Origin of the sequence: Ancylobacter crimeensis, from assembly GCF_023016805.1 — a bacterium.
GTDB classification, from domain to species: domain Bacteria; phylum Pseudomonadota; class Alphaproteobacteria; order Rhizobiales; family Xanthobacteraceae; genus Ancylobacter; species Ancylobacter crimeensis.
Genome location: NZ_JALKCH010000005.1, coordinates 129,838 through 150,276, shown reverse-complemented (window position 1 = coordinate 150,276; position 20,439 = coordinate 129,838). Strand labels below are relative to the sequence as shown.

Below are 20,439 nucleotides of genomic sequence, written 5' to 3'. Positions count from 1 at the left end.
TCACCCCGCGTTCGGCGCGGGGCGCCGGACGATGGTTGCGGGCAGTCCCCCCTTGGGACGAAGCGTAAGTCGGCACACGGGCTCGACCCGGTAGCCGGCGCGCGGCTGCACCTCGAAGCGCTGCGCCAGAATGGCGAGGCAGAGCGTCGCTTCGTCCAGCCCGAAATTCATGCCGGGGCAGATGCGCGGCCCGACGGCGAAGGGGATATAGGCGTAGGGGTCGATGCGGGCGCCCGAGAGGAAGCGTTCGGGCAGGAAATGGTTCGGCTTCTCCCACAGGTCGGCGGAACGGTGCAGCAGCCAGGGCGCGATCATCACCAGGGCGGATTTCTCCACCGCGAGGTCGCCGATGCGGTCCGCCTCCAGCGCCTGCCGGGGCAGCAGGGGAACCGGGGGATAGAGCCGCAGCGTCTCCTGTATGACGGCGCGGCACCAGCGGAGCTGCGGCAGGTCCGCCAGCGTCGGGCTGCGCGGCCCGCAGGCGGCGTCGATCTCGTCATGAACGGCCTTCGCCACCCAGGGTGCGTTCGCCAGCAGGTACCAGGCCCAGGTCAGCGTGGTCGCGGTGGTCTCGTGCCCGGCCATGAAGATGGTCGCGGCCTCGTTGCGCAGCGCCGTGGTGTCGAGCGGCTGCCCCTCGCTGCGCCGGTTGCGGCGGATCAGCAGGTCCACCATGGAGCCGGCATCGCCTTCGCCGGCCAGATGCGCGTTGATGACGGCCTCGACCACGCCGTGCACCTTGGCAATGGCCCGGCGCCGCTGCGGCCCGCCAAGGGTGGGCCAGCCTTCGTCGGCACCGAGGAAATAGCCGAGATTGAAGGAATCGGCCTGGCGCTGATAGGCACTGAACCCCTCGATGACCTGCTGGGCCGCCGCGCGGGCGATGTTCTTGCCGAAGACCGCGCGCGAGATGATGGCGGCAGTGAGCCGTCCCATCTCCTCGGTCAGCTCGATCTCGGCTTCCTGCGGCAGCGCCGCCCATTCCGCCGCGACCGCGAGCGCGGCATCCTCCATGGTACGCCCGAATTCGGGCAGGCGGCGCTTGTGGACGATGTCGGCGACCAGCGGTCGGCGGCGGCTCCAGGTGTCGCCATCGCTGATGAACAGCCCGTCGCCGAGCAGGGCTTCCAGCGCCCGGCGCATCTGCGGGCTCTTGCGCTCGAAATTGCCGTGCCGGGTCACCACCACGTAGCGGATGTGCTCGGGGCTGTTCACGAAGACGATTTGCCGGCGCAGTATCCGAAAGCTACCGATGCCGGCGCGGTAATAGCGCTCGGTCCAGCCCTCGATGAGATTGCGGCGGGCGCCGATGACGAGTTCGACCAGATTGGGGCTCTTCACCGGCGGCGCGGGGTGGCAGGGAATGAAGGCCCGCTCCTCCCGGCGCTCGACGATCTCCGGTGGCGCGTGCAGCCGGGACGCGAGGCGCTCGATCACTCGGCCGGGCTGGAACATGCTCATCCGTTGCTGGCCGTTCAGCGCGCTGCCGCCCACTGCGGGACAAGGCCGGAATAGACCTTGTCGAGCCGCTCGCGATAGCGTTCCGGGGAAAACAGCGCCGCCTGCCGGACCCCCGCCGCGGACAGCCGGGCGCGCAGGGCCTCGTCCCCCGACACCGTCTTGATGGCGTCCGCGATGGCGCGCGGATCGTAGGGATCGACCATGATCGCCGCATCGCCGGCGATCTCCGGGATCGAGGCGGCGGTCGACGTAATCACCGGCGTGCCGAGCGACATCGCTTCCAGCACCGGCAGGCCGAAGCCTTCATAGAGCGAGGGAAACACCAGCGCCTTCGCGCCGCGAATCAGGCTCACCAGCAGCGGAAACGGCGCATAGTCGAAGCGCCGTACGCGGTCGCGCACGAAGGTGAGATTGTCGAGCTGTTCGAGATAGCGGTTCGATCCCTCGTTGAGGAAGCGCAGTTCCTCGCCGGCCTTCCAGGCTGACTTGCCCAGCACCACCAGCGGCTCGTCCACCTGCGAGGCGAGATAGGCCTCGATCAGCCGCGAGACATTCTTCTTGGGCTCGATGGCGCCGAAGAACAGGAAGTATTTCTTATAGGTCAGGCCGAAGGCACCCTCGACCTCCTCGCGCACCAGATCGTCGCTCTTATTGGCGTATTTCGCCGGAATGCTGACCGCTTGGTAGGTATTTGTGATCTTTTCCTCGGGATATCCGAACAACTCGACGATGTCGCGCTTGGAAACCTCCGAGACCGTGATGATGTGGTCGGCGCGCTTCAGCACGCCGCGGATCATGCGGCTGTAGAACTTCTTGTTGTCCAGCGTGGTGAAGGGCAGGCGCAGCGGCACCAGGTCGTGCAGCGTGTAGATGTTGCGGGTGCCGCGCAGCCGCAGCGGCAGCGGATAGGTCCAGTGCATCACGTCCGGGCGCGGCAGGCCGCTCACGGTCAGGAAGTGCTTGTAGGCGTGGAAATGCCAGTAGCTGCGCGAGAACAGCTCCGGCGCGTTCCAGATCCGGTCATAGTGCGGCATGCGGGACTGGAAGGCCCGCGTCACCACCTTGCCGGTGATCGGCACCTCGCTCGCCCGCACCCCGAGCGGCGAGGTCGCGAGCTGCGTCACGCGCCGGACCAGCTCCAGCCAGAACGAGGGTGCGCCGGCATTGGAATCGAAAAAGGAGATTTCCCGCAGCAGCGGATCGGTGCTCGGCGAGGCGCGGGTGCCGTACAGGATTTCCGTGCGGTAGCCGAGCTCGCCGCACGCGAAGCTGAGATTGCGGGCATAGGTCGCCACCCCCGTGCCGGCTTCCAGCGCGAGGTTGTAACCGTCGATCATGACCGTGCCCCGGCCGGTCGGCCGGGGCGTCGTCACGGGACGGGTCGGCGGGGCCGTCCCGTCGCTGGCGTCATCCCTCAGCATGGGCCTCGGCCGGCGCGGCCTTGGCGCCTGCCCGCACCGGGCCGACATGCGCATAGGGAAGGTCGCGGATGACGGGATGGTCGAACACCGTCTTGCCCACGGGCGCGGTCAGCGGGTTCACGTCCACCGGGAAGGCGTCGACCAGCGGGTCGGTGTCGAAGTCCACCGGACGCCAGGCGATGTCGATGCACCACATCAGGTGCTCCCAGTCGGTCGGCCGGTTGCGCCGCTGCACATAGACCGGCAGGCTCGTGCGCCCGAGGCCCTGATAAAGGTCCGTGATGCGCAGGTCGTAGCCGTCATCGGGATCGAGCGGACGGTTGATGAGCCCTTCGGGCTTGCCCCGCGGCGAGAAATAGAGGCAGGGGATGCCGTAGCTCTCGGCGAAGACCATGCCGTGCAGGCTGGTCGAGACGAGCCGCTTGCAGGACAGGATCTCGTCGAGCTTCTCGCGCATCGAGGTCGCGCTGATGGCGGTGAGCGTGTTGATGATCTTCACACTGCCCTCGAGTTCCTTGGGCACATGGTAGCGCTCATAGGCTTCGCGCGGCTTGGTATCGAGCGCCCGGTCGGTGAGGTCGGAGAGGTGGACGATAACGCCGATCTCCCACTTCTTCTCGATCTTCGGGTTGTAGAAGCGCGGCAGCATCCACACCGGGTCGCCATAGACCGGCGCACCCACGGCGTTCTCCTCGCCGAGAATGGCGCGTCCCACCGGCCCGCGCGTCGCATAGACCCGGAACCGCGTGGACGGATCGGGCACGAACAGCTCGCGCTCGCCGCTGCTGGTGGGGTTGAGATAGCGCGAGGAGCCGGTACCCCACACCGAGACGTCGCCGCCCTTCAGGTTCTGGGCGATGGTGCCGACCGCCGCCATCCGCACGCCGGTGCTGTCATGCGCCCGGTGGACGCTGGGCCGGCCGGACAGCAGCGACACCATCACCGGGCTGAGGGCGTCGCCGAGATTGAGATAATCCTGCTGCGGCGTCGCCGCCGCCCAGGTCAGGGGTACCGACCCCGTGTCGCGCACGATGTCGCGCAGGCTCGCTTTGGTCACGTCGCTCATCCTCTGTTGCGAGGAGGGCCTGGTCCTCTGAGGGACCGGCGCCTCGTCCTTGTTTCTGCGGCCGCAACGCGGCCGGCGCGTTCATGCGCGGTGATAGATGTCCTCAAGGCGCTGGATGTCGTCCTCGCCGAGATAGGAGCCCACCTGCACCTCGATCAGCTCCAGCGGAATGCGGCCGGGATTGGCGAGCCGATGCACCTCTCCGAGCGGGATATAGGTGGACTCGTTCTCATGGACGGTGAACACCTTCTGTCCGACCGTCACCTCGGCGGTGCCGTGCACCACGATCCAGTGCTCGGCACGGTGATGGTGCTTCTGCAGCGACAGCTGCTCGCCCGGATCGACCACGATCTTCTTGACCCGGAAACGCGAGCCGAGATTGATCGTCTCATAGCTGCCCCAGGGCCGATAGCAGCGCGGATGCTCATTCGCCTCGTTGTGCTGCTGCGATTTCATCGAGGCGACGAGCTTCTTCACATCCTCCGAACGCTCCGACGGCATGACGAGGACCGCATCGCCCGTGGCGATGACCGAGACGCCCTCGACGCCGATGGCGGCGACCAGCGGGCCTTCCGAGTGGAAGTAGGACGACTTCGCATCCATCACGGTCACCGGACCGCGCAGGACGTTGCCGTCCTCATCGGCCTCGGAAATCTCGTGCAGCGCCTTCCACGAGCCGACATCAGACCACGGAAAGGCGCCTTCCACCACGGCGGCGCGGCTGGTGCGCTCCATCACCGCATAGTCGATCGACACGGCCGGCGCGGACGCGAATTGCGGGCCGAGCCGGCAGAAGCCCAGATCGCCGGTGGAATGAGCCACCGCATGGCGCACCGCGCCGCAGATCGCGGGCTCGAACTGTTCCGCCTCCGCCATCATCACGTCGGCGCGGAACAGGAAGTTGCCCGAGTTCCACAGATAGCCCTCGTCGATATAGGTCCGGGCGACATCGACGCTCGGCTTCTCGGCGAAGGTCTCGACCCTCGCGGCGCTGCCGCCATTCACCGCCGAGCCGCGGCGGATATAGCCATAGGAGGAGCGCGCCTCGGTCGGCGTGATGCCGAAGGTGACGATGTGGCCAAGTTCGGCGGCGTTCATCGCCTTGCGGCAGGCTTTGCGGAAGCTTGCCTCGTCGCCGATCACATGGTCGGCGGCCAGCACGAGGATGAAGGCTTCCTCGCCATGGAGCTGCTGGGCAAGCAGCGTCGCGGCGAGCAGCGCGGGCGCGGAATCCCGCCGCACCGGTTCCAGCACCACCGTCGGCTCTATGCCTATTTCGCGGGCCTGGCGCTGGGCGAAGAAGCGGAATTCCTCATTGGTGACGATCAGCGGCGCCGTGAAGGTCTCCCCCGGCGCGACGCGCTTCAGCGTGTCCTGATAGAGCGTGTTGCCGCTGGTGGACAGCGGCAGGAACTGCTTGGGCAGCGAATCGCGGGAAATCGGCCAGAGGCGGGTTCCCGATCCGCCGGCGAGAATGACAGGAACGATGCTAGGCTGGGCGGCCATCAACCAATTTCTCCGTACATGCTACAAACTTGATAATAAATCCACGATGCTCGTGGAAAATTACCGGTGGCCTCCCCAGAAATGATCTCATCGTTCAATCGATGAGAGCTTTTTTAGAGGCCGCAGGCTCCGACTTTCATCTGAAATATGTTCGGAGGCGGCGTTGTCTGGTGGCGAAGACGTGCGTTCTGCGACCATGGGTTCTATGTCCGCACGAAACAGGCTCTTCAGGACCGGCTCGCGCATGAAGGCGGGCACCAGCCGGCCGAGGCGGATCAGCCCGACCAGCGGCCAGGGAAACGCCACCCGCCGCGCGCCGCGTTCCGCGGCCGCCACGATGTGGGCCGCGGCCTTCTCGGCGCTCCATTCGAAAGGCCGCCAGCCGCGATAGCCACGCGCCATGCCGGTGGCGATGAAGCCGGGGCAGGCCACGGTCACCGTGACGCCATAGGCGCCGAGCATCGGGCGCAGCGCCTCGCCATAGGCGATGAGGCCGGCCTTGGTCGCGCAATAGGTCGGCTGGTCGGGCAGCGGCATCAGCCCGGCGAGCGAGGCGATCAGCACCACCCGCCCGCTCCCCCGCGCCCGCATCGGTTCGATCAGCGGCAGCACGGTGGCGATCGCCCCCTCCAGATTGGTACGGAGCTGGGCCGTCACGTCGTCGAACGCCTCGGCGGCGCGGCCTGCCCCCACGCTCGCCTCGACGCCGGCATTGGCATAGACCGCGTCGATCGGATGGTCGGCATCGGCGGAGGCGACGAAGGCGGCCAGCACGTCGCTGGCCCGGACGTCGAGCACGGCCGTCTCGACCTGCGCGCCGCGGGCCCGACATTCGCGCGCGACGGCGTCGAGACGGGCGGCGTCGCGCGCCACCAGCACCAGCGCAACGCCGGGTCGGGCAAGGCGACGCGCCAGAGCCGCACCGAGGCCGCCGGATGCGCCGGTGACGAGGCTGCGCGGGATCGCCGGTACCATGGCGTCCCGCACCACCTCATGCCTGGCTGACGCCGCGGCGTTCATTGCATCCCCTCCGCCGGCGCCAGCATGCGCGACACGCAGGCCGGCACCAGCCGCTCTATGCCCTCGACCGAGAAGAAGCCGCCCGGAAGCTGGGTCCGCGCGACGACCACCCGTCGATAGGCGCGCGTCAGCCCCGGTTCGGGCGGTTCGGGCGCGGTCCAGAAGCTGTCGAGCGACCCCTGATGGGAGAGGCCGGGCATGTCGTAGGTGGCGCGGCCGAGAACCTTGAGCGGCCGCCGGTGGTCCAGCGCCAGCATCGCGGTGGTGGAATTGACCAGCACCACGCCTTCGGCCCGCGCCACCAGCGGGGCGACGTCTCCGTCCTCGACGAACACCACCCGGTCGGCAATCCCGTTCGCGGCGGCGAGCCGGGCGATCATCCGCGCGCTGGCGATGAAGCCGACATCGTAGGGGTGTCTCTTGACGATCAGCCGCGCTTCTGCCGGCGCGGCGCGGGCGAAGGAGCCGATGACCGTCTGCGCCACCTGTTCGATCGAGGCGAAATCCGAATGCACCCGCATCTGGAAGTCGCCGGGCAGTTGCAGCGGAAACAGGAAATAGGGTGCACCCTCGCGGATGCGCGCATAGGCGCGTCGGTCGCGGCGGCGGGCCAGCGGGCTGCGCAGCGCGTGCAGCACCCAACCCGCATAGTCCGCGGCGGGGTGAGCCAGCGTGTGGCGCCGGTAGCGGGCAAAGGCCAGCCAGAAGGTGGCCAGGCCGACATGCCAGGCGATATCCCATTGCGCCCGCATCCGGAACGGTTCCGCCACCGGTTCGGGCCGGGCCGGCTCCGGCAGCAGGGCCGCAGCCTCCAGCACCGCCTGCGGGGTGCGCGGGAGGTCGGAATGGGCGTTCACGCCATGATTCTCGCAGGTCACATAGCCCGGCCGCACATAGCCTTCCTCGAACAGGTGGACCCGGATACCCTGTTCATGGGCGGCCGCCACCGCCGGTGCGTGATAGGGGCGGCAATCGCCGAACAGCACCAGATCGGTGATCTCCCCGGCCGTCAGAAGCGCCGTCACATAAGCCGGCCAGTCCTCGAACCGCTGGCGATAGAGGTGTGCGACGCCGGGCCAGAACACCATGTCGCCTCCGCACAGATGCACCTTGACGACGCCCGCGCCGGCGGACCGCAGCGCGCCGGCCAGACGGAAGGCGAAGGGCGACGCCGGCCCCTGCAGGAACAGGAAGGTCCTGTCCTTCCCGGACAATCGCGCCGACGACGGATGTTCCGCCGGATTGTCCGCCGGCGCCGGCGAATGGGTGGGCCGGCGCCACCCCGCATGCCCTTGCGTCATGTCCTGCACCGCCCGAATCCGCGCGCAAGGCGGGACGTCCTGAGCGAGAGGCCATGCCGCGCCTGCTGCCATTCCCGACCTCAATATTCGATCGAATCGACGATGGCGGGGGGAAGCGGCCATGCCGGTGTTTCCGGCGATACCGCGAGCGGCACGGGAAAGGCGCGGATGAGCGGGCGGTCGTCATAGGAGAGCGGGCGCCATGTGCCGTGAACCCAGTCCAGCACCGCCTTCCAGTCGGTGAGCTTCGAGCGGTCGAGGCAATAGGACGAGAGCGTGGAACGCTCCACCCCCATGTAGAAGTCGCGCATGCGATGGTCGATCTGGTGCTCGGGATTGGCGAGCTCCAGCATCCGACCTTCGCCGTCGCCATAGGTGGCGAACCAGGCGCACGGAATGCCGTAGGTTTCCGAGATGATGAGGCCGTGCAGTGAGGTCGACACGATGGCGCGGCAGGAGACGATCTCGGCCACCTTGGCCTTCATGCCCTCCACGGTGGCGGGACAATGTGTGTTGATCAGCCGGATGCGGTTGCGGAAGGCTTCCGGGATCGCGTAGCGCCGCAGGCTCTCCTTCACCTGGGCCTCCGGCGTGCGGTCCTCCATCTCGGTGATGTGGAGGATGACGCCGAGATCATGGGTCTTCTCCACGTCTTTCATCGGCCAGAAGCGCGGCAGCATCCACACCGGATCGCCATAGATCTCCGGCACGTCGATGCCGGCGGCGCGGAAGGTGCGGGCGCTGTTCGGGCCGCGCATGGCGTGGACGTGGAATTCGGTATTGGCGGGGCGCACATAGCCGCGCACGAAGGGATCCACCGGGTTCCGCTCGGCATCGACGCCGGTGCCCCAGAAATGCAGGATGCCGTTGCGCTGGTTATGGCCGATGGTGCCCACCGCCACCATGCGCTCGATGTTCTGGTCGAAGCCCGCCCGCCGCACCGTCACGCCGGCCATGCCGGCCACCACCAGCGCGCTCAGCGTATCGCCGAGATTGGCATGCGGATTTTCGCGTGTGGTCGCTGCCCATGACAACGGAACGGACATCCGGTCCGCATTCATCCGCAGCAGCGTGTCCAGCTGCGGCGAACCGGGAGGGGGCGCCGCGGCCGCCGCCGCGACCTTCTCGGCGGCAGGCGGTGCGGCAGGGGCCGCGGGTTCGCGCTGCACCTTTTTGGACACCGTGGCGCCGGGCACCTCGCGATAGGCTGCCCGCTCGGTCGCTTCCTGGTCGAGCCGGCGCAGTTCGGCGACGTCGTGCTGGAGAACGAGGTTTTTGATGATCGGATGATCCCAGATGGTCTTGCCCGACGGTGCCTTCAGCGGCTTTGCTCCATAGGGGAAAGCCTCGATCAGCCGGCCGGCGTCCATCCGCGCGGCATCGCCGGCACGGTCCACCGCATCCATCACGTCGCGCCAGTTGGTGGGCAGGCCGCGGTCCTGGAAATAGGCCGGCGCGGAGCGGCGGCCGAGCCCCAGATAGAAGTCGATGACCCGCAGGTCCGTCGGGCCGTCCGGGTCGAGATCCAGGCGACCGAGGCCGCGCGGCTCGGAATGCGGGGAGAAATAGAGCGAGGGGATGCCATAAGCCTCGGCGACCAGCAGGCCGTGCATCGTCATGGAGACGATTCGCTCGCAGGCGAGCATCTCGTCCAGTTTCCCGCGCAGCGAGGGCACACCCAGCGGCGTTACCGTGGTTATAAGCCGCACATCGTCCTGCAGCTCCGGCGGAATCACATAGCGCAGGAAGGCGGACAGGGGGCGCGCCTCGAAGGAGCGATCCATCAGCTCGGACAGATGCAGCACCACGCCGAGCTTCCACTTCTTGCGGATGCGGGGGCGGTAGAAATGCGGAAGCAGCCATGCCGGATCGCCATAAAGTCCCGGCCCTGGCCCGCCATTCGACATCAGCCGCTCGGCGACCGGGCCGCTGGTGGCGTGAAGCACCATCTCGCCATGGGGCGGCGCGCTGAAGGCCACGCGACGCTCGGGCGGGGCGGAGGGGTTTTTCCACACCGAGCAGCCCGTCCCCCAGACATGGACCGTACCGCCTTCGAATGTGTGGCCGATCGCGCCGATGGCCGACATCCGAATGGACTGGGACTTGGCGGGAACACGGCGCACAGGGCGGCCACCGACCATCGCCGTGATGACCGGGCTGATGGCATCCTCGAAATTGAGGTAATCCATCAGCGTGGTGGATCCCGCCCACCCAAGCGGAATTTCGTATTCCTTACGAAAAGTCGCATCGATGGGAGAGTGCATGCCGCCTCTTATATAACGATTACCTGCCGGACGCCAAAATCTTTGCGAAGAGCCTTCCGCAAGGAAGGTACATCAAGTTGGACGCATAGTACTATACTAAAACAACGCCTTAGCATGATTTGTCACGAAAATTAATCCAAGTTTTAAAATTAACTACAATTTATTTCACGGCATTCCGCTTCGAGATGGCGACATAAAAGCCTTGCCGAACATATGATGCACAGCGCCGCGCTGCATTTTTTGGAGCACATTTTGTCAAAACTTTGCCCATTTTGAAAGTCATCGACCGAATTCGGTGTTGCAATATGGCATCTTGATACCGTTATCCATATAGAGATAAATCTTTCTATGCCTGCTATGAGTCGAATTCGGTGGGCCTCTTCTACGCCTATCAGAAAACCTTCGCTGGACAACTGCGCAAATTTGATGCTGCAATGCACCGAACGGCGAATTGACGACGTTTGGGCGTGACCCAGCGTCAAGTGTCTACGCGCACTCTTCAAAATATAGACGGAGTGATCATGAGCCTTGAGAGCTTCAAGCGACAGGTGGGAATGGAGTTCGATCATGCTAGTCTTTCAAGCCTGATCCACGGTCTCCGGGACCACAATTCCGCATCAAGCGATACGAATACCGATGAAAAGACGCTGGATACGGTCGTTCTTGCGCTTTCTCGGTACAATTATCTTCAAATTCCCGATCAGTGCGAGACCGGCGGCGGCCTTTTCGTTGAGGACGGTCAATGCTTCGTCTGGGGTGTCGATACGTCCGATCTTTCGAAGCCCGTCACATTGCGCCTGATCGTCGACAATTCGATTGTTTTCGAGCGTCAAACATCGCCGTCTGCTGATCAGATCGTGTTTTCGACGGGATATCGTCTGAATTCACACCGTTCCATGGTGCTCGCCGTCGGCGACGCGCGGGTTTCCGCGAGCCCCTTCGTCGGTCAGACCTTCTGGTCGGATCGCGGTGCGCGCGACGACCTCGGCAATTTCGTCAAGACCATTCCCGGCAACGCCGTCGAAGCGCGGTTGCGCCACGCCATCTGGCGCAAGCTGCCCAACACCGCCATGCGGCTGGAGAGCTCCAGCGAGCCGCCCTCCCGCTGGCGGGCGTCGGTCTATGCCCGCTACATGGCGAGCCGCCTCGGCCTGCAGAGCAAGCTGTCCGGCGGCCAGTCGGTGGCGAACTGGATCGTGTCGGACGTGTTCGAGGACTGGTTCAAGCGGCAGGTCTTCTGCCTCACCGACGAGATCCGCGCCCTGCTGAACGAGCCCGTGCTGAACCGCCGGGTGATGAAGCACGAGATCAATCTCACCTTGTTCGCGTTCTGGCGGCGGCACTATCCGCACATCGACATCTTCAGCGAAGAGGGTCTGCGGCTCGTTCAGTATCGCTTTGCCACCGCGCCCTTCATCTCCGACAAGAACAACGTCCACCTGGTGTCGGACGGCGTGCGCCAGTCGCTCTCGGGCCCGGCGGACATGTATCGCAAGCACGAGCTCCCCTGGAGCTGGTACTGGATGTTCCTGCTGGACGACCAGGGCCTCGGCGGGCGGATGGGCGAGGAGGAGTTCGTCAGGACGACGAGCTTCAAGGAGGTCGCCCTCGACACCACCCAGCCCGATCGCCTGTCCTTCAATCCGCACATCTGGCGGGCCTATTGGGGCGCCGGCGCCAGTTCCGGCTTCACCCGCTTCGACCTGGCGCTGATCTCGCTGATCGCCGACGTGGCGGTTCCCGAGGTGGTGGTGGCCGAGCGCGGCGCCGATTACTGGCACGAGCGGCTGCGGCGGGAGGTGTATGAGGGGTCGCCGGAACTGGCGGTGCTCTCCGCGGGAACACACCCGACCGCCGCCCGCGCGCTGGAACTGCCGATGCGCGACCTCGTCATCATCGGCTATGCCAACGAGACGGGCGTCGGCCGCAACCTGTGGATGTTCAAGGAGGCCACCGCCGCCTTCAACCCTCTGATCTTCAACGCCGACGACGGCGCCTGCGTCAATCCCGACGCCTCCTACAATCCCGCCGTCGGGGTGCGTGCGCGGGTGGTCATCCTGTGCGTCAACGCCGATCGCGCGCCCGAGATGCTGTCGCGCTTCGCCGGCATCTGCGAGGATGCCCACGTCATCGGCTTCTATCTGTGGGAGAGCGACCGCCCGCCGGCGAACCACGTGCTCGGCGCGCGTGCCGTCGACGAGATCTGGTGCCCCACCACCTATGTCGCCGACGCCTATCGCAAGATCACGACCGTGCCGGTCCACGTCATCAACAAGGGCCTGCAGAAGCCGCTCGATTACGTGCCCTTCCTCGACCGGTTCCGGCAGGACCCGTCCGAGTTCATCTTCCTCACGGCGGCGGAGTTCGGTTCCTCGATCGTGCGGAAAAACCCGCTCGACGTGGTGAAGGCCTTCCAGAAGGCGTTCGAGCACAGCGACCTACCGGTGCGGCTCATCATCAAGATCCGCGAGGTCAACCCCGGCCACTGGAGCAATATCGACTCCTATTGGGAGGAGATCGAGGAGCGCATCGCCGGCGACGACCGCATTTCGGTGCTGGAAGGCAGCCTGACGTCGGAGGAGTACTGGACCCTGCTGTGGACCGTGGACGCCATGGTCTCGCTGCACCGGTCCGAGGGCTTCGGCTATGTGATCGCCGACTCGATGCTGGCGAAGAAGTCGGTCATCGTTTCCGACTATTCCGGATCGCAGGATTTCTGCGACGAGAGCGACGCCTTCCTGGTGCCGGTCACCCAGACGCCGGCCCCGCCCGAGTGCCTCGACAGCCGCGGCTATATCGGCCAGTGGGGCATCCCGGATGTCGATAAGGCGGCCCTCGCCATGTACGAGGCCGCCGAGCATCCCGACCTGCGCGCCGCCCGCGCCCATGCCGGCTTCGAGCGGATCTCGCAGGTCTACGACTTCAAGCGCTGGACCGACACGATCGGCGAAAGGATCCGGGCATATCTGCCTGAGCCCGCCGCTCCCGCGACCGACACGACCCAGGACGAATCCGGCAGGCTCCAGACCTTCGCCTGAGCGGGCGGCCAGCCTAGGCGCCCCCTTTCCCACGACTGACTGCCGGCGGCCGGCCGCCGCCGGCAAACGCGTTTTCCAGAGGTAGTATTTTGCAGCAAGCGGTAGGTCCAGCCGATATCATCCCCCGATATGCCGCAGCTCTTCTGGGCTGCGCCTGCCGGCTGCCGGGTGCGTCGGACGAAAGCGCCTTCTGGTCGCTTCTGGACGAAGGGCGCTGCTCGGTGAGCGAGATACCTCGCGATCGCTGGTCGCAGGAGCGCTTCTTCCACCCCGGCCGCAACATACCGGGGCGCAGCTACACCTTCGCGGCCGGTGTTCTCGAGGACATCACCTCGTTCGATCCGGCCGCCTTCGGCCTGTCGCCGCGCGAGGCCGAGCAGATCGACCCGCAGCAGCGCCTGCTGCTCGAACTCGTGCGCGAGGCCTTCGAGGACGCGCATATCCCGCTGGACAGGCTGTCCAGCGAGAGGGTCGGCGTGTTCGTCGGCGCGTCCTCCCTCGATCATTCGATGAATTTCGTTGCCGACATCGCGGCTGCCGGCAGCCATTTCGTCACCGGCAATGCGATGTCCATCATCGCCAACCGCATTTCCCACGTCTACGGCTTCACCGGGGCGAGCCTCACCATCGACACCGCCTGCTCCTCGTCGCTGGTCGCCTTCGACCGTGCCGTGAAGGCCATCGAGGCCGGCGAGATCGACATCGCCGTGGTGGGCGGGGTGAACATCCTGTGCAGCCCGTTCTATTTCGTCGGCTTCGCCCAGGCCGGCATGCTCTCGCCGAGCGGCCTGTGCCGGCCTTTCTCCGGGGCGGCAGACGGCTATGTGCGGGCGGAGGGCGGTGTCGTCACCGTGCTCGGCCGGCTCGATGCCGCGAAGGCCGCCGGCCGCACGCCGCGCGCCGTGGTGCGGGCCAGCGGAACCAATTCGGACGGGCACACGGTCGGCATCGCCATGCCGGCCAGTCTCGCCCAGCAGCGCCTGTTCGACGAGCTCTACCGCGGGCGGGGCATCGATCCGGCCGAGCTCGCCTTCGTCGAGGCGCATGGCACCGGAACCCTGGTCGGCGACCCCGCGGAGGCGCGCGCACTCGGCATGGCGCTCGGCCAGCGCCGCGCCGCGCCGCTGCCCATCGGCTCGGTGAAATCCAATATCGGCCATCTCGAACCCGCGTCCGGCCTCGCGGGGCTGCTGAAGGCGCTCAACGCGCTGGAGCGGCGGCGGCTGCCGGCCTCGCTGCATCTCGACACGCTGAACGAGGCAATCGACTTCGGCGCGCTCAACCTCGTTCCCTCCCATGAGGCGCTGGACCTGCCGGCGGATCGCCGCTCGGCGGGCATCTCCTCCTTCGGCTTCGGCGGCACCAACGCCCACGTCGTCATCCGCCTGCCGGAACCGGATGAATGTCCTGCCCCTGCAGCGCCGACCGCTCAGGTCCTGCTGATCTCGGCGAGCGACCCGGAGGGGCTGGCCACGCTGGCCGGCCAGTACGCCGACCGTCTGGAGGCCGCGCCCGACGCCGCGCAGGCCGCCCGGCTCGCTCACGCCGCAGCCCATGGCCGCGCGCGCCTGCCCCATCGCCTCGCCGTCGCGCTGTCCGATCCGGAGACGGTGGCAAGGCTGCGCCGTGCGGCGGTTGGCCGCGAGAGCGGCGCGCCGGTTCCCCCGCACGCGGCAAAAGGCGGGTTCGCCTTCGTGTTCAGCGGCAACGGTGCGCAATATCCCGGCATGGGCCATGCCGCGTGGCGGGCCAGCGCGGCCTTCCGCGAGGCCGTTGCAGAGATCGACGAGCATTTCGAGCCTCTCGCCGGCTGGTCGCTGGGCGGGGCCTTCGCCAACCCGCCGGATGCCGAGCGGCTGGCCGCGACGGAGGTGGCGCAGCCGCTCATCTTCGCGCTGGAAGTGGCGCTCGCTCGTTCGCTGATGGCGGATGGATGCCGGCCGGCGGCGGTGTTCGGGCACAGCGTCGGCGAGATCGCCGCAGCCCATATCGCCGGCAGTCTCGACCTGAAGGACGCGGTCCACCTCATCTACTGGCGCAGCCATCTGCAGGCGCGGCTGCGCGGCGCGGGCACCATGGCGTTCCTGCTTGTCGGCCAGGCCCGGGCGCAGGATTTCATCACCGCCTCGGCCCAGAACGAGGTGGTGATCGCGGCGGTCAACGCCCCGAACGGCGTCACCCTGGCCGGTCCGACCGCCGCCATGTCGGCCGTGCTGCGCTATGCACGCCGGCAGGGCGCCGTCGGCAAGCGGCTCGATATCGACTACCCCTTCCACTCCCCGGCGCTGGAGGCACTCAGGGCGCCGATCCTCTCGGCGCTGAAGGCGCTCGGTCCGCGCCCCGGCGACATCCCGTTCATCTCCACCGTTACGGGCGCCCTCATCGACGGCGCCGCGCTCGACGCCGACTACTGGTGGCGCAACATTCGCGAGCCGGTGCAGTTCGAGGGGGCCGTGCGGGTCGCCGCCGCCATGCGGGCGTCGCTGTTCATCGAGATCGGGCCGCGGCCGGTGCTCACCGGTTTCGTGCGCGAGACATTGGCCGAGCAGCAGCCCTCCGCCACGGTGCTCGCCTCGTTTCAGGCGAGCGACATCGCCGGCCAGGACCCCGTCACCCGCACCATGCTGGCCATGCTCACCCATGGCGTGCGGTTCGATGAGCAGGCGCTGTTCGGCAGCGCCGGCCCGGTCGGCCGGCCGGACCTGCCGCGCACGCCCTGGCAGCGCCGGAAAATCGGTATTCCGCACACGCGCGAAGCCATCGACCTGTTCGGTCATTCCTCCCGCCGGCATCCGTTGCTCGGCCACCGGAATTCCGAGGACGCCCGAGAGTGGCGCGGTCTGATCGATATGGACCGGCTGCCCTTCCTCGCCGACCACAAGGTGGGCGAGCATGTGCTGGTGCCGGCGACCGCGATGGCGGAAACCGTGCTGGCGGCCGGCCATGAGGCGCTCGGCGCGGACCTGCTGCAGCTGGAGGATTTCGCCATCCTCGGCGCGCTGCGTCTCGATCCGGGCGAGAGCACCGAGACCTTGGTGCGGATGGACGAGGACGGCTTCGTGACGCTGTCCGCCCGGCCCCGCGGCACCGGCGAATGGAGCCTGCGCGCCCGCGGCCGCGTGCTCGCCGCCCCGCGCCTGCCCGCAGCTCGTCCCGTGGATGGCGAGGGGGGAACATCCGTCGCGGCCGAGGCCCTCTATGCCGCCGCCGACCGGCTGGGCCTTCACTATGGCCCGGCCTTTCGACTGGTCGGCTCCGCTCGGCGGCGCGGCTCCCGCATCCTTCTCGACCTCATCCCGGCCGAAGCGCCGGGGCGCCACATCCTGTCGCCCACTCATGCCGATGCCGCCCTTCACGGCCTCGCGCTGGTCGCGGAGGAGATGACCGAGACGCAGAACCGCACCTTCGTCCCGGTTCGTATTGACCGGCTGGTGGTGCAGGCCGGTGCCGTGCCGGCACGCGCGGTGCTGGAGATCCGCCGCGCCACCGCACGGTCGCTGCTGCTTGACGTCGACCTGCTCGACGACGAGGGCACGCTGGTCGCCCGAATGGAGGGAGTGCGCCTGCGCGCCCTTCATTTCGCCGCCGAAGCGCGACTGGAAAGCGATTTCGTGCAGGTTGCGGTGTCCCTCGGCGCAACCGGGAGCCGGGCCGGCGAAAGGCTTGCGGCGGCGCTCGACGCGCTCGCCGCCGCGGTCCCGGCCGATAGCGCCACCGACGACACCCTTCTGCTCGACGCCTGCGCCTACGCCATCGCCCATCATGCCGTCACGGAGGTTGCCGGGCTGGCGGGCGAGGGCTGGCAGCCGGTCGATGTCGCGGCGCTGGTCGAGGAGGGGCGGCTGGCCGCTGGCAAGCGCGATGCGTTCCTCGACCTGCTCCGCCTGCTGGAAGAGGGGGCGCTGGCCCGCGCGTCCTCGGCCGGGGCATGGAGCGTCCTCGCCGCCAGCGACCTGCCGTCCGCCGAGGCCCTGCTCGGCGAGATCCTCGCCGGTTCGCCCGACCGCGCGGTGGAGGCGACGCTCGCGGCGCGCCTTGCCGCCGATCTGCCGGCCTCGCTGGGTGAGGCTGGCCTCATCGTCCACCCCACTGCACTCATCGAACTGTGGGAAACGGCCTCTCCCACCGCTCGCGAAGTCGGTCGCCAGGCTGCCTCTCTCGTCAGCTCGCTGCAGCGTGACGGCGAGCCCGCGCCCGCCATACTGGCCGTCGATTCCCACGGCGTCCTGCTGGAGGCCCTGCGGCCACTGGCGGAACGTGGCGACATCCGGCTCTTCATTCGCCCGGCCGACCCGGCGGCGCAGTCACGGCTGGCCGGCCGTCTGGTCGGCTCGCCGCTGATCCGGCTGGTCGGTGACGAGGAGATCGCGCCGGTTGATCTCATGCTGTCGCTGGCTACGGATGCAACAGAAACATCTTTGATTTCAATGCTCAAGCCCGGGGGCGCCGGTCTTGCGCTGGGTCCGGCCCGCAGCGGATTCGTCGCCCTGCTCGCAGCCGGAAAGCCCTGGGGGCCGTCCGGATCGCACCTGCCCGGCACGCGCGGCGCCGTCGACATCGTGTCGCAAACGATGCCCGCCGCCGACACGCCGTCCTCCGCCCCCCTCATCTCCGCTCTTGCCGCACGGCTGACGGACGGGATCGCGACGCGACTGGTAACCGCCTCGGGAACCCACCTCGCCCCGTCTGACGCCACCATCGCCGGCGCACGGAAAGACGACATCCTCCTGCACCGTCTCGCCGCCGCCCCGGAGGCGGAAAGCATCGCCGAAGCCATAGACGGTGCGCGCCGCCTTCTCGAAACCGCCCGAGCCGCGGCGCAGCCGCTCGCCATCCGTTTCCTGGTGGATGGCGATCCGCTCGGCCCCGCGCCCGTCGCCGCGGCGCTGTGGGCCTTCGGCCGGGTCGCGATGAACGAATATCCCGATCTCGACATCCGCCTGATCGCCCTGGCCGATCCGTCGCCGGGCGCGGACGCCCTGCTGGCCGGCGCTGTGGCCGGCATCGCCGACGAATATGAAATCATCGTTTCGGCTGAAGGGCTTAAAGTCGTTCGGCTAATGCCGCGCGAGCCGCTGGCAGCGATTGGGGAGGAGGAAGGCTGCGCCCATCTCACCATCGAGCAGCCCGGCGCGCTGGACCGGCTCGTCTGGCAGACGGTCCCGCGCCGCGCGCCGGCGGCGGGCGAGGTCGAGATCGGCATTGGCGCCAGCGCGCTCAATTTCCGCGACGTGATGTTCGCGCAGGGGCTGATCGGCGACGACATGCTGGAAAACGGCTTCGCCGGTCCCAGCCTCGGCTTCGAATGTGCCGGCACGGTGCTGCGCGTCGGCGAGGGCGTAACGACGCTGAAACCCGGCGAGGTGGTTGCCGTCTTCGCTCCAAATGCGCTGGCCAGCCATGTCACGGTCGCGGCCGACGCCGTGCTTCCGATGCCGGAAGGCATCGGACCGGAGCCGGCTGCCACCCTTCTGGTCGCGTTCCTGACGGCCTGGTACAGCCTCGTCCATTGCGCGCGGCTGTCCGCCGGCGAAACCGTGCTCATCCACGGCGCCAGCGGCGGCGTCGGGCTCGCCGCCCTGCAGATCGCCCGCGCGCGGGGTGCGCGCATCGTCGCCACCGCCGGAAGCCCGGAAAAACGGGCGCTGGCCCGGTTGTTCGGAGCCGATGTCGTCTACAGCTCGCGCGACACGGCCTTCGCCGACGCGCTCGCGGGGGCGGGCGGCTGCGACGTCGTGCTCAACTCGCTCGCCGGCCGCGCGATGGAAGAGTCGCTGAGGGTTCTCAAACCCTTCGGCCGCTTCGTCGAGCTCGGCAAGCGCGACTTCATCGCCGATGCGCGCCTCGGACTACGCCCCTTCGCCCGCAACCTCACCTATTTCGGCGTCGATGCCGACCAGCTCATCGCCGCCCAGCCCACGTTCGTTCGCGACATGCTCGGCGCGCTGCGCGAGCAGTTCTCGACCGGTACATTCCGGCCATTGCCCTATGAGGTGTTTCCGCCCGACGATGTGCATGGCGCCTTCCGTCTGCTGCAGTCCTCGGGCCATATCGGCAAGATCCTCGTCCGGCCGCCCGCGGCTCGCCCGATCTCTGCGGCCGCCCGTGCCTTCGAAGCTTCGACGGACGGTGTGCATCTCGTTGTCGGCGGCGGAACGGGCTTTGGCCGTGCGGCCGTGGAGTGGCTGGTCCGCTCGGGTGCCCGCCACATCGCCGTCGCCTCCCGGAGCGGCCGCATGGATCCGCCACTCGACATCGCCGGCGTGAGCATCGAGGCTGTGAGCTGCGATGTGCGAGATGCCGGTCGATGCGCCGCGCTGATCGAGGATCTGCGCCAGCGCCACGGCCGGGTTGCCGGCGTGATCCACGCCGCAATGGTGCTGGACGATGCACTGATCCGCGACATGGATGCACGGCGTCTCGCCGCAGTGCTCGCGCCGAAGATCGACGGCGCCAACAACCTCGATGCCGCTACCGCCGGCCTCAACCTCGATTATTTCGTCCTGTTCTCCTCCGCGACGACGCTGATCGGCAATCCCGGCCAGTGCGCCTATGTCGCGGCCAATGCCTATCTGGAAGGGCTGGCCCGCCGCCGCCGCGCGTCGGGTCGGCCGGCCATTGCCATGGCATGGGGTGCCATTTCCGATGTCGGCGTTCTTGCCCGCAACACCGACATGGCGGACGTGCTGCGTCACCGCCTCGGTCTGGCGACGTTGACGGCCAGCGCCGCGCTGGACAGGCTTGGCGCCTGCCTCGCCGATGATGCAGGTGCGGCTGTGCGCAGTTGCGCGCCCATCGACTGGCGGCGCACCGGCGAACTGGCGGTGATGCAGGGCGCGAGTTTTGCATGGCTTCGGCCGGCGACCGCCGATGACGGCAGTGAAGACGGCGACGCCAGCATCTCAGCCCTCATCGAGGGGCAGACCGATCGGGAGGCCAAGGCCACGCTGGTTCGTATTCTCGCGGTGGAACTCGGGCGAATCCTTCGCCTGCCGTCCGGGTCGGTCGATCCGGCCCGCCCGCTCGTCGATCTCGGCATGGACTCGCTCATGGCGCTGGAGCTCGACATGGAGATGCAGCGGCGCCACAAGCTGGCACTGCCCATGCTCGGGCTGGGTGCCGGCGCGACGTTGTTCGACGTGGCCGACAAGGTGCTGCGCAAGCTGCGCGGCTCCGGTGTCGAGGACGATGCCGACGAAGGGAGGACGGCCATCGAGCTACCCTCATCTGCAGCGCTCGCGCATGACAACGCCGCCCTGATCGACAGTCATGTCGGATCGGAGATCGCGACGCCCGCGCTCCAGCAGTTGCAGCGCCGCATGACGACCACACGGCGCCAGACCACCGGGAGGTCGCTGTGAC

Annotated in this window: 10 protein-coding genes; 2 read left to right on the top strand and 8 right to left on the bottom strand. The window is 67.8% G+C overall.

The genetic code is table 11. The annotated features are described in order from the left end of the window. The 8 genes from MWN34_RS08780 to MWN34_RS08745 form a co-directional block, all read right to left on the bottom strand. Positions 1 to 1,455 carry a cytochrome P450 gene (locus MWN34_RS08780; protein ID WP_247028562.1) on the bottom strand — a complete coding sequence of 485 codons (1,455 nt, stop codon included), beginning with the start codon at positions 1,453 to 1,455 and terminating at the stop codon, positions 1 to 3. Between the two features lie 20 nt (positions 1,456 to 1,475). Continuing rightward, on the bottom strand, positions 1,476 to 2,882 hold the full coding sequence (locus MWN34_RS08775; RefSeq protein WP_247028561.1) for a glycosyltransferase family 4 protein: 1,407 nt from the start codon (positions 2,880 to 2,882) through the stop codon (positions 1,476 to 1,478). Then, positions 2,869 to 3,939: a polysaccharide pyruvyl transferase family protein gene (locus tag MWN34_RS08770; RefSeq protein WP_247028559.1), complete on the bottom strand. Its 1,071-nt coding sequence runs from the start codon at positions 3,937 to 3,939 to the stop codon at positions 2,869 to 2,871. The genes MWN34_RS08775 and MWN34_RS08770 overlap by 14 nt, the downstream gene beginning before the upstream one ends. Before the next feature lie 90 nt (positions 3,940 to 4,029). After that, positions 4,030 to 5,454, bottom strand: coding sequence for a mannose-1-phosphate guanylyltransferase/mannose-6-phosphate isomerase (locus tag MWN34_RS08765; RefSeq protein WP_247028557.1), 1,425 nt, complete (start codon positions 5,452 to 5,454; stop codon positions 4,030 to 4,032). Positions 5,455 to 5,541: 87 nt separating this feature from the next. After that, on the bottom strand, positions 5,542 to 6,474 hold the full coding sequence (locus MWN34_RS08760; protein ID WP_247028555.1) for an SDR family NAD(P)-dependent oxidoreductase: 933 nt from the start codon (positions 6,472 to 6,474) through the stop codon (positions 5,542 to 5,544). Next, positions 6,471 to 7,775, bottom strand: a complete 1,305-nt coding sequence (locus MWN34_RS08755; RefSeq protein ID WP_247028553.1) for a capsule biosynthesis protein — start codon at positions 7,773 to 7,775, stop codon at positions 6,471 to 6,473. The genes MWN34_RS08760 and MWN34_RS08755 overlap by 4 nt, the downstream gene beginning before the upstream one ends. Before the next feature lie 80 nt (positions 7,776 to 7,855). Continuing rightward, positions 7,856 to 9,964 carry a polysaccharide pyruvyl transferase family protein gene (locus tag MWN34_RS08750; protein ID WP_247028551.1) on the bottom strand — a complete coding sequence of 703 codons (2,109 nt, stop codon included), beginning with the start codon at positions 9,962 to 9,964 and terminating at the stop codon, positions 7,856 to 7,858. A gap of 692 nt (positions 9,965 to 10,656) precedes the next feature. Beyond that, positions 10,657 to 10,872, bottom strand: a complete 216-nt coding sequence (locus MWN34_RS08745) for a hypothetical protein (protein ID WP_247028549.1) — start codon at positions 10,870 to 10,872, stop codon at positions 10,657 to 10,659. A 63-nt stretch (positions 10,873 to 10,935) separates the two neighbouring features. On the opposite strand from MWN34_RS08745, the gene MWN34_RS08740 reads away from it, so the two are divergent. After that, the gene (locus tag MWN34_RS08740; RefSeq protein ID WP_247028547.1) at positions 10,936 to 13,077 is read left to right on the top strand and encodes a glycosyltransferase family protein; all 2,142 of its coding nucleotides are present in this window, start codon (positions 10,936 to 10,938) and stop codon (positions 13,075 to 13,077) included. An 89-nt stretch (positions 13,078 to 13,166) separates the two neighbouring features. Then, complete coding sequence (locus MWN34_RS08735) at positions 13,167 to 20,438, top strand: type I polyketide synthase (protein ID WP_247028545.1); 7,272 nt, start codon at positions 13,167 to 13,169, stop codon at positions 20,436 to 20,438. The last annotated feature ends 1 nt before the right edge of the window (position 20,439 follow it).

Coding starts and splice junctions, on each gene's coding strand:
- MWN34_RS08780 (WP_247028562.1), bottom strand. CDS start 1,455: ATGTTCCAGCCCGGCCGAGTGATCGAGCGCCTCGCGTCCCGGCTGCAC.
- MWN34_RS08775 (WP_247028561.1), bottom strand. CDS start 2,882: ATGCTGAGGGATGACGCCAGCGACGGGACGGCCCCGCCGACCCGTCCC.
- MWN34_RS08765 (WP_247028557.1), bottom strand. CDS start 5,454: ATGGCCGCCCAGCCTAGCATCGTTCCTGTCATTCTCGCCGGCGGATCG.
- MWN34_RS08760 (WP_247028555.1), bottom strand. CDS start 6,474: ATGAACGCCGCGGCGTCAGCCAGGCATGAGGTGGTGCGGGACGCCATG.
- MWN34_RS08755 (WP_247028553.1), bottom strand. CDS start 7,775: ATGACGCAAGGGCATGCGGGGTGGCGCCGGCCCACCCATTCGCCGGCG.
- MWN34_RS08750 (WP_247028551.1), bottom strand. CDS start 9,964: ATGGATTACCTCAATTTCGAGGATGCCATCAGCCCGGTCATCACGGCG.
- MWN34_RS08740 (WP_247028547.1), top strand. CDS start 10,936: ATGGTGCTCGCCGTCGGCGACGCGCGGGTTTCCGCGAGCCCCTTCGTC.